The organism is Streptomyces sp. NPDC057543 (assembly GCF_042801895.1).
Lineage (GTDB): Bacteria > Actinomycetota > Actinomycetes > Streptomycetales > Streptomycetaceae > Streptomyces.
On sequence record NZ_JBHVFF010000330.1, the window covers coordinates 1 to 8,673 of the forward strand.

General features: G+C 67.7%; 12 protein-coding genes and 1 pseudogene. 6 read left to right on the forward strand and 7 right to left on the reverse strand.

Translation table 11 applies throughout. From position 1 onward, the window contains the following. Window positions 1–86: 86 nt before the first annotated feature. A pseudogene (locus ACFU8Q_RS35720) lies at window positions 87–227 on the reverse strand (IS6 family transposase); the annotation flags it as partial. Between ACFU8Q_RS35720 and ACFU8Q_RS35725 the strand changes: the two are divergent. From ACFU8Q_RS35725 to ACFU8Q_RS35735, 3 genes are all read left to right on the forward strand, one after another. Further along, the gene (locus ACFU8Q_RS35725) at window positions 184–678 is read left to right on the forward strand and encodes a hypothetical protein (protein ID WP_384462596.1); all 495 of its coding nucleotides are present in this window, start codon (window positions 184–186) and stop codon (window positions 676–678) included. The pseudogene ACFU8Q_RS35720 and the gene ACFU8Q_RS35725 overlap by 44 nt on opposite strands. Before the next feature lie 230 nt (window positions 679–908). After that, window positions 909–1,115, forward strand: coding sequence for a helix-turn-helix domain-containing protein (locus ACFU8Q_RS35730; RefSeq protein ID WP_384462569.1), 207 nt, complete (start codon window positions 909–911; stop codon window positions 1,113–1,115). Between the two features lie 66 nt (window positions 1,116–1,181). Further along, window positions 1,182–2,270 (forward strand): tyrosine-type recombinase/integrase, encoded by a 1,089-nt coding sequence (locus tag ACFU8Q_RS35735; protein WP_384462572.1) that lies wholly within the window; start codon window positions 1,182–1,184, stop codon window positions 2,268–2,270. Between the two features lie 63 nt (window positions 2,271–2,333). On the opposite strand, the gene ACFU8Q_RS35740 is transcribed toward ACFU8Q_RS35735, so the two are convergent. After that, window positions 2,334–3,749 (reverse strand): hypothetical protein, encoded by a 1,416-nt coding sequence (locus tag ACFU8Q_RS35740; RefSeq protein WP_384462575.1) that lies wholly within the window; start codon window positions 3,747–3,749, stop codon window positions 2,334–2,336. A gap of 890 nt (window positions 3,750–4,639) precedes the next feature. Between ACFU8Q_RS35740 and ACFU8Q_RS35745 the strand changes: the two genes are divergently transcribed. Further along, entirely contained in the window at window positions 4,640–4,855 is a 216-nt protein-coding gene (locus ACFU8Q_RS35745) for a DUF6243 family protein (RefSeq protein ID WP_384462578.1), read from the forward strand. A 768-nt stretch (window positions 4,856–5,623) separates the two neighbouring features. Here the strand turns inward: ACFU8Q_RS35745 and ACFU8Q_RS35750 are convergent. The 5 genes from ACFU8Q_RS35750 to rpmG all read right to left on the reverse strand — a co-directional run bounded on the left by ACFU8Q_RS35750 (window position 5,624) and on the right by rpmG (window position 8,036). Next, a complete protein-coding gene (locus tag ACFU8Q_RS35750; protein ID WP_384462581.1) occupies window positions 5,624–5,926 on the reverse strand; it encodes a hypothetical protein in 303 nt (100 codons plus the stop codon). A gap of 206 nt (window positions 5,927–6,132) precedes the next feature. Further along, the gene (gene rpsR / locus ACFU8Q_RS35755; RefSeq protein WP_384462584.1) at window positions 6,133–6,375 is read right to left on the reverse strand and encodes a 30S ribosomal protein S18; all 243 of its coding nucleotides are present in this window, start codon (window positions 6,373–6,375) and stop codon (window positions 6,133–6,135) included. Window positions 6,376–6,417: 42 nt separating this feature from the next. Further along, window positions 6,418–7,572, reverse strand: coding sequence for a CobW family GTP-binding protein (locus ACFU8Q_RS35760; protein ID WP_384462587.1), 1,155 nt, complete (start codon window positions 7,570–7,572; stop codon window positions 6,418–6,420). After that, window positions 7,572–7,826, reverse strand: a complete 255-nt coding sequence (locus ACFU8Q_RS35765) for a type B 50S ribosomal protein L31 (RefSeq protein ID WP_329814610.1) — start codon at window positions 7,824–7,826, stop codon at window positions 7,572–7,574. Before ACFU8Q_RS35765 ends, ACFU8Q_RS35760 begins: the two co-directional genes overlap by 1 nt. A gap of 45 nt (window positions 7,827–7,871) precedes the next feature. Then, a complete protein-coding gene (rpmG, locus tag ACFU8Q_RS35770; protein WP_203183923.1) occupies window positions 7,872–8,036 on the reverse strand; it encodes a 50S ribosomal protein L33 in 165 nt (54 codons plus the stop codon). A gap of 68 nt (window positions 8,037–8,104) precedes the next feature. Here rpmG and rpmB point away from each other — a divergent pair, with 68 nt between their 5' ends. Both rpmB and rpsN read left to right on the forward strand, forming a co-directional pair. Then, on the forward strand, window positions 8,105–8,341 hold the full coding sequence (rpmB, locus tag ACFU8Q_RS35775) for a 50S ribosomal protein L28 (RefSeq protein WP_384462591.1): 237 nt from the start codon (window positions 8,105–8,107) through the stop codon (window positions 8,339–8,341). Next, window positions 8,341–8,646 (forward strand): 30S ribosomal protein S14, encoded by a 306-nt coding sequence (rpsN, locus tag ACFU8Q_RS35780; protein WP_384462593.1) that lies wholly within the window; start codon window positions 8,341–8,343, stop codon window positions 8,644–8,646. Before rpmB ends, rpsN begins: the two co-directional genes overlap by 1 nt. The last annotated feature ends 27 nt before the right edge of the window (window positions 8,647–8,673 follow it).

The window sequence follows — 8,673 nt, forward strand, 5'->3', positions numbered from 1 at the left end:
ACGGCAGCCACTTGTCAGCCACACCCAGCTCCCCTGGGTGCCCTCACCCTACGAACGGGAGGACCAACCCGGGCAAGAAGGTAGAGCCACTTGTCCCCGAGCCGCGGGCGCCGGCGTCGCAGGCCGCCTGCGTAGGCCTGGCCGAACTTCAGGCACCAGCGCCGCACGGTCTCGTAGGAGACGATGACGCCGCGCTCGAGCATCAGCTCCTCGGTTCGGGTGCACGACGTGACCTTCCCGGACGGGGAGTTCGGGGAGGTGCTGGTCCGCTCCGGCGAGGGCCGAAGGGTCCCTCTCACGCCGGAAATCGTGGGCGTGCTGAGGCGCTGGATCGACCGCGCGGACTTGAAGGCTGGAGATCTGTTGTTCCCCGGTGAGCGGGGTGGGCCGTTGCAGTCCTGCGAGTACAGGAGGGTGTGGAGGCAGGCTCGCCAGGCGGTGTTGAGTCCGGACGAGGTCCAAGCGGGCGCGGGGGAGCAGGTCTCCAGCCTGCGTGATTCCTCTCTGGACGCCTGGCTCAAGGCGGGCTTTCCTGTGTGGGGCGTTGCCGAGTGGGCTGGTGTGAGCGCGAGTTGGATTGCGCTGCGGTACCCGCACCGCTTCCGGCTGGAAGACGTCGAGATCGACTGGGACCACCTGGAAGAGATCCTGCGCCTTCCGGACATTCCCGAGCGGTAGTTTCCCGTCCCGCGCTCCGACTCACGATCCGAGCGCGAGACCACCCGCCGAACACATCCCGAACGTCGGCGGTCCACGCCTCACGCGGCCGTGTCACATGGCTCAGCCCCACAGCGATCTGGTCCCACTGCCCTGACAGGGCCGGTTGACCTGCGCCGTGGACCGCCGACAGCCGGGCTGAACCAATTCACCTGCTTGGCCTTTCCCTATCCGCTTCCGAGGACTCGCGCATGCCTGCCCATCTGCTGTCCATCCCCGCTGTCGCCGCCGCCCTGGACGTCGACCGCCGCACCGTCTACCGCTTCATCGCCGCCGGAGACCTCCCCGTCGTCGACCTGCGCACCGGGACGGGACGATCCCGCGTCCGTGTCCCTGCTGCCGGGCTGGAGGAGTTCATCGCCAGGAGGCTGATTGTTTCCCCGCGCCCCCGTCGGTGATCTCTCGCCCCCAGTCCAGCCCTCACCGCTTCCGAACAAAGGAGTAGTACCGCGTACCTACGCAAATTGAAGTCCGGCAAGTGGCAGGCGACGGTTCGTAACCGGGCCGGAGACCGGTTCAGCGAGTCCTTCCCCCTCAAGGCCCAGGCGCGGGCCTGGGGTATCGAGCTGGAGACCCAGTTCGCCCGCGGAGGCATGCGCGACCCGCGGGCCGGCGAGATCGCGTTCCGGGAGTGGCGCGACCGGTGGTGGAACGCCCGTATCGTCGAACCCCACACCCTGCGGGGCGACGCGTCCAGCATCAAGAACCACGTCATGCCCTACTGGGCGGACTGGGAGATGCGGGCCATCACCCGAATGGACGTCCAGAGTTGGATCCGCTCCTTGGTCGAGAAGGGCGCAGGTCCTGCCGCGATCAAGCGAGCCTACAACCTGACGTCGTCCATCATGCGCGCGGCGGTCGACGGCGACGTGATCGCGGTGAGCCCCTGCCGCAGCATCGACCTGCCGCCCATCGCGGTCAAACCACCCCAGTGGTTCACGCCCGACCAGGCGCAGAGCATCCTCGACGGACTCGCCCCCGCCTGGCGGACGATGTGCCTGCTCGGCTTCTACACCGGACTGCGCTGGGGAGAGCTCTCCGGTCTGCACCGCCACCGCATCGACACACGCCGCTCGCGCCTGTTCGTGGTGGAGGTCAATACCAAGAGCGGCATCAAGGAGTACCCCAAGAGTTCCAAGAGCCGCCGGGAGGTCCCGCTCCCGACCCACGTCCTGGAGGCCCTCGAACGTGACATCCACCGGCTCGACCGCGACGCAGTGGTTTTCACGACCATCACCAAGGGCCGCTCCGGGCACCTCCTCGACGACGGGAACTGGCGTCGGCAGACCTGGTGGCCTGCCGTTGAGGCCGCCTACCACTTCGGCGACGACGGCGAGTTGCAGCTCGTCCCGCACTACCCGCCGCACTCCATGCGCCACACCTGCGCCTCGTGGCTGGTCCAGAAGGGAGTCTCGCTCTACGAGGTCCAGCACCTCCTCGGCCATGAGAGCTTCCAGACCACCCAGCGCTACGCCCACCTCCAGCCGGACGCCCACAAGGCCGTCCTCGGCGCATGGGAACGCATGGAAACCCCGCTCACCATCGTCGCATGAACGTTCCTTCGCCCTGTTCTCCACGGACAGGGCGAAGTCGTTTCCCGGTTGGACAGAGCCGGGTCACGTTCGCGGGTCGGTTGGCCGGTCGTCGGGAAGCGTCCAGCGGCCGTCGGCGTCGAACGGCCACGGGTAGGCGTAGGCATCGACCTTCGCCAGCTCACACAGCACCTCTCGCCCGGCCGGCGGATCCACAGGAGTGCGCAAGGTTTCCCGTAGGGGGTCGAGTTGCACCGCGTACGCCTCAGCCCATTCCAGCCAGCCCGCCTCGTCCGCCGCAACCGTTGCGTCGCCGGCTCGGGCGCGGGCTGCCTCGCAGAAGGCGCGGATCTCGTCGGCCTGCCGCCAGGCCCGAATCTGTTCGATGAGAACCGTCGCCCGGTGCTGCTCGATCTGCTGCTCGCGAGCCCGCGCGACGGCCGCGTACCAGCGGCGCCGCTGTTCGGCCTCACGCAGCTCCTTCTCCTGCTCCCGGCGGTCGGCTTCTGCCGCAATGCGTTCGAGATCCTGCAGCAGATGTCCCAGCCGCGACTCCAGTGTCCACCGGGCACCGTTGCTGTAGGAGTACGAGTGCTGGTACCAGCTCCCGGTGGGCGCGCCGAGAGCGAGGCGGCCGTTGAACTCCTCGTCGTATTTGGGCAGGCGCGTCCAGGGGTTGCGCTCCTGCTGACGGAGCTCCTGCGGGGTCGGCTCGTGCGGGACCTTGGTCGTACGTTCCGTGAGAGCGAGGGGAAAGGCCCGGCACCGGATCATGATCGCGACCGTGTGTACGGCTTCACCGCCTTTCAGGTCGCTCTGGGCCTCGACCACGTAGCCGCGGCCTTCCGCTTCCGTCAACAGTGCGTGCATGATCCGCAGGGCCCGGTCGGCGAGTGGACGCGACAGGTACAGCGGGATGACTCCTGGCTTGCCCCGGGTGTCGACCACCCTCTGGGATCGGCCCAGAGCCTTGCGCGTCGCACGAACGAGACGATGAGGGCGATCGAGGGTGTCCGGCACGTCGACGGCCGGCACGGGAGGAGGCTGGGCTGCTTTCTCAGCCTCCTCGTCAATCAGCGTGAAGACACAGTCGCCGCGCTGTCGGCCGTTCCATCTCAGCTTGTGCCCTGTGGGGACGTGCCCATGGTGGAGCGCGTCGTAGTACGCCGCCCTCCATCGACCCCGGGTTTGCGCGGCAGGATCGGGAACCGTGATCTTCCCCGAGACCGACTGCAAACGGGAGATTAGCTCGGCTCCGTCGGCCAGAGCCCGCGCAGCCTGGGAAGCATCTCCCTTCAGCCGCTCCTTCTCAGCCTGGACCTGTCGGGGATGCTTGCCGTGCTTGAGGCAGTAACGGCCGTCCGCAGTGACTACGGCGACGTGTCCGCTCCCGCGCCAGATCCGCTTGATTAGGTCCCGTTGTTCCAAGGCCCAGGACGTCTGGGTCCGGGCAGGTGGGATGGGCATCGCACTGGAAGCTGCCGCGATCTTGCGGAGCAAGTCGACTTGGGGCTCCGTCAACGTGTACTTCACCGCGTCGGCTCCTCGACGGTTCGTGGACGGGAAAGCCAACCTAGGGGCGCTACGGCCGCCTGGCGTGCAGTGGTCATCCATACGGGTGCATCAGGCTGTAAACGACTGCGGCCGTTATGGCGGCGATGCAGGCACTCGCGGCGATCTTCCCCTGTGTCGCCAATTCACCGCCGTGACGCTCATTTGACGCTCCGAGCCCCGTACGTTTCCTTGGCCGGGTAGCGAAACGATGCCTGACCTGCTGTTTCGTGTACAGCCGTCCAGGCCGACACCTTTCCGATGACCCACCACGTGGAGTGTGTCGCGATCCTTGAACCTGCGGCAAAGGGTGCCTGGCCTGCGGGTTCGGATGGGTGTGCGTTACGGGCGATATCTTGACGCTGAAATGACGCTCTACGAGGCGTCTTGACGCCCGTCCTGACGGATCGTCAGTCGTTTCGAGTCGCTGGTCAAACCCTCTGTTGACTAAAGGTTGTCCCGTAACGGTGGGGCGCAAGTGAGATGATCTCTGATGCGGTCAGTGTGCTCGCGGCCACTGACTACGCCCGCGGCGGCCCAGTAACGCCCGTCGGGACCTGCCCCGGGCGGGCGGCGACCACCGGCGGGTGCTGGCGGTGGTGAGATTCCCGGCAGGAAACGGCTGACCCCGGGCGCTCGCCGAAGGCCAGGCCGACGCCGGGGAACCGAAAAGGTTGGTGTGCGGGGCCGACGGAACCGGGTAACGTCTTTGTCATGTTCTTCCCGACGCCGATTTACGAGTGAGAGCGTGATGGGCCCCTGCTGACGTCCTTCGGCGTCGCCGTCCGTCCCTCACCGATGGATCCGTAGATCACTTCACATCATTACCGGGAGAACCCGTGACCGTGAGCAAGAACATCAACAACCCCGTGGGCATGGGCGGCGGCCAGCGCAAGAGGCTGTCCCGCGCCGAACGGCAGAACAACGGTCCGCACCGCAACCTCGACCGCCAGGGTGCAGCCGACCAGAAGGCGGAGCTGGTGCGCAAGATGCGCGAGAAGGCAGGCGCAGCTGAGGGCGCCGGGCAGTCGGGCGACGACACCGCACAGAGCTGACACACCGCCGCCGCAGGGCGGCACCGCGCGGGGCAGGGCCCGGACCGCGACGCGCGATCCGGGCCCTGCTGCCGTACCGGGCGTGGCCGGTCCCGCTCAGCTCTCGGCCGACCACCCGCGTCTCAGCTGACCACCCGGGGCAGCCGCAGATTCGGCAGCCCCGTCACTGCCACCATCCCGAGCTGCACCAGCAGCTCAGTGCGTTCCCCGTGCCCAGCCCGGGCGACACCGCATCGAGCGACGCGACATCCATGGCCGCGTCCGTGGTCGCCAATCGGCGTACCAGCGCGCTCGACCTCTTCGCCTTGTGAGCGAAGCAGATCTCCCCCTCCAGGTGGTGGCGGCGGTACACGGACCGGAACCGTGAGACATGTTTGCGATCCGGTCCGGAACCACCACGTTGAGGGGCGAGCCCAGCCCGTCCACGAGTTTGTGCAGGAACCGGGATGAGGCCGGCAAGGACGTGAGTGGTGGTTCGAGCTTCGGGTCCAGGAACAAGGGGACAGCCAACAGCGGCACTCGCCTGTCAGTAGGGCAGCGGCAGCTCGACCGCTGGGGGCACTGGTTGGCGCCGCTGCAGGTGTTGGGTCAGCTCATCGAGATGATTGTCATATCCATAATCTCCAGACTGAGCGGCCTCTATGCCTGCGTCATGCACGAACGTGAACAGCGACAAGCGCCGGTGCGGGGAGTCCGCGCCGATGCCTGTCACGTCCGCGAATGTCACTCGATCGGTCGATGTCACGGGCCCCCGGCGGTAGTGGTTGATCAGTGATCGTCCCAATGCCCGTCGTGCGAGGCGTGCCGATGGCCGTCATGGACGTAGTCGACGTGGTCCTCGTGCGGCACGGCGACATGACCGCAGTCCAGTCCGTGCTGGTGCTCGTGCCCTTCGTGCACCGAGTGCGCCGGATTCACGCACTCGTCCACATGGTCCTCGTGGACGCGATGCAGGTGGCTGTCGTGCGCGTAGTCGACGTGGTCGTTGTGCGGGATCGCCACGTGGCCGCATCCCGGGGCGTGCTGGTGCGCGTGCGCGGGGTGGGGGTGGTGCGCCGTGGTCGCGGACATCTCGCTGACTCCTTCGTGGGTTCGCTGCCTGAGAGACGCCGGAGTGGCCTGCCGGGGAAGAAGTGGCAGACATATCTGGCATATCCCGCAGAGTAAGCCTGTCCCGGCACGGACGCCCCTGGGCGCGCTGCCGGCGCTGCGGCGTGCTGCCGGGGACTTCGAACGTCACCCCGCGCCGTGTCGTGACGGCTGCACCGGGCCGCGGATCACATGCTGGAGCAGGAGTACGGCAGCAGTGCCATCTCGCGTGCGTTCTTGATAGCTGCGGCGACCTGTCGCTGCTGCTGGGCGCTGATACGGGTGACCCTGCGGCTGCGGATCTTGCCCCGGTCGGAGATGAACTTCCGCAGCAGATCGGTGTCCTTGTAGTCGATGTAGGTGATCTTCGCCGCGTCGAGCGGGTTCGGTCGGTTCTTGGCGGGCTTACGGGGTTGCTGGCGTCGCGCCATGGGTCTTCCTTACGGGGGTGGGTGCTCGGGTGTGTGAGGCGGTCAGTGGACCGGGTCGAGAAGCGCGTCGAATGCGGCCGGCAGGTTCTTCCATCCCGCGCGGCCTGCTTCGTACTCGTCGTCGGTCAGCAGGCAGGAATCGAGCAGAGCGGTCAGTCCGTCCCGGTCGAGGCCGGGAGAGATGAAGACCAGGTGCTGGCAGCAGTCGCCGTGCTCGGGGTGCCAGTCCAGTGCGGCGGCCGCTCGCCGGACCGGCGGAACCATGTCCCAGGCGGCGTCCGGCAGGGACGCGAGCCAGGGGCCGTTGTCCTCGACGCAGAGCGCACCGCCCGCCGCGTCCCAGGACAGGAGAGTGTCGGGACGGTCGGCGAGCCAGAACCGCCCTCGGCTGCGGGCCGCCGCGCAGCTCAGGTCCTCCAGCGCGTCGTACAGGCGCTCGGGATGGAACGGGCGGCGCCTGCGCCACACGAGAGTGCTGACGCCGGCCTCCTCGGCCTCCTGGGGCAGCAGGGCACAGGCCGGATGCTGGCCGGCACCGGCCGCTTCCACGTCGAACCCGGCGAGAGCCAGCTTCACCAACTCCTGGGAACCGGCCGCTGCCCGCGGTGCCGTCGGGTGCAGCTGACCGATCAGCACGCGATCCTCCTCGTCCGCCCGGTCGTTGTCCACGAGGGCGACAGCCGACGCGTACTCCAACTGCCGGGCCCAGGTGTCTCCGACGGTCCGCTGATCGGTGGCCGCTGCTGCCAGACCCGCCTCGGCGAGGTTGTCACCGTTGACGAGGTAGGGCAGCACGAGGGCGGGATCGACGGCGGTGATCACACCGGTCACCTCGACCAGGCCCTCACCGTGTGCGGCGATGACCTCGGCGATCGCCTTGGGCTCGACGGAGTCCCAGAGCTCGATGACGGCCATCCTGGTCACTGCGTCGGCCGCCAGGCGCTCCAGCTCCGGCATCAGGTCCTCGCGCAGGGCGCAGCAGGCGCAGCCGTTCACCAGGGGGGCCTCGCCGCTGGAGAGCATCCCGGAGGTGTCGCGTACGGTCCGGTGCACCGTGCCCTTCTCCGCTGTCGCCAGGTCGTGGTGCAGTGCGACGCTGTGAGGCACCTCCCTCAACAGCCCCTCCACGACTACGTGGCGTGCATCCGAGTGCAGCCCGTTGACGATGACGACAGGGAGCGTGTGCTTGTTCTCCATCACCGGCCCTCACGGCGGCCGTAGCGCCGCTCGAAGCGTTCGACGCGTCCCGCGGTGTCCAGGACGCGGGCGGTCCCCGTGTAGAAGGGGTGGCTCGCCGAGGAGATCTCCACGTCGACGACCGGATAGGTGTTGCCGTCCTCCCACTCGACGGTCCGGTCGCTGGTCAAGGTGGAGCGGGTCAGGAAGGCGAAGTCGGCGGCCTTGTCGCGGAAGACGACGGGGCGGTAGGCGGGGTGGATTCCGGGCTTCATGGCGGTGTCCTAGGGGTTGGGGTGTCGAGCGGGGGAGTTGCGGCGTCAGCGCTCTTCGCGGAAGTCGACGTGGCGGCGGACGAGCGGGTCGAACTTCCGCAGCACCAGTCGGTCGGGGTTGTTCCTTCGGTTCTTGCGGGTGACGTAGGTGTAGCCCGTTCCCGCGGTGGAGCGGAGCTTGATGATCGGGCGTAGTTCGTTGCGAGCCATACCGCTACTATATGGCAATGGTTTCCATGTTCAATATGGGGCCGGTTCAATGAGAGGCAGGTAACTCCGTGTCCGCCCACTGCCAACTGACCGGCGCACAGCCGGGCTTCGGCAACAACATCTCCCACTCGCACCGGCGCACGTCGCGCCGGTTCGACCCGAACATCCAGCGCAAGCGCTACTGGCTGCCCAGTGAGGGACGGCATGTACGGCTGGTGCTGAGCGCCAAGGCGATCAAGGCGATCGACACCATCGGCATCGAGGCAGCGGTCGCTCGCATCCGGGCGCGGGGAGTGAAGGTCTGATGGCCAAGAAGAGCAAGATCGCGCAGAACGAGAAGCGCAAGGTGACCGTCGAGCGGTACGCCGCACGGCGTGCGGAGTTGCAGGAGATCATCCGTCGGCCCGGCATCACGGAGGCCGAGCGGGTCGCCGCGGTCGAGGAACTGCGCCGCCAGCCGCGCAACGCCAGCGCGACCCGGGTGCGCAACCGGGACAGCGTGGACGGCCGTCCCCGCGGTCACCTGCGGAAGTTCGGGCTGTCCCGGGTCAGGATGCGCGAACAGGCGCATGCCGGATTCCTTCCCGGAGTGACCAAGTCCTCCTGGTGACACCTCGGCATCGATGACGGGTGGTGG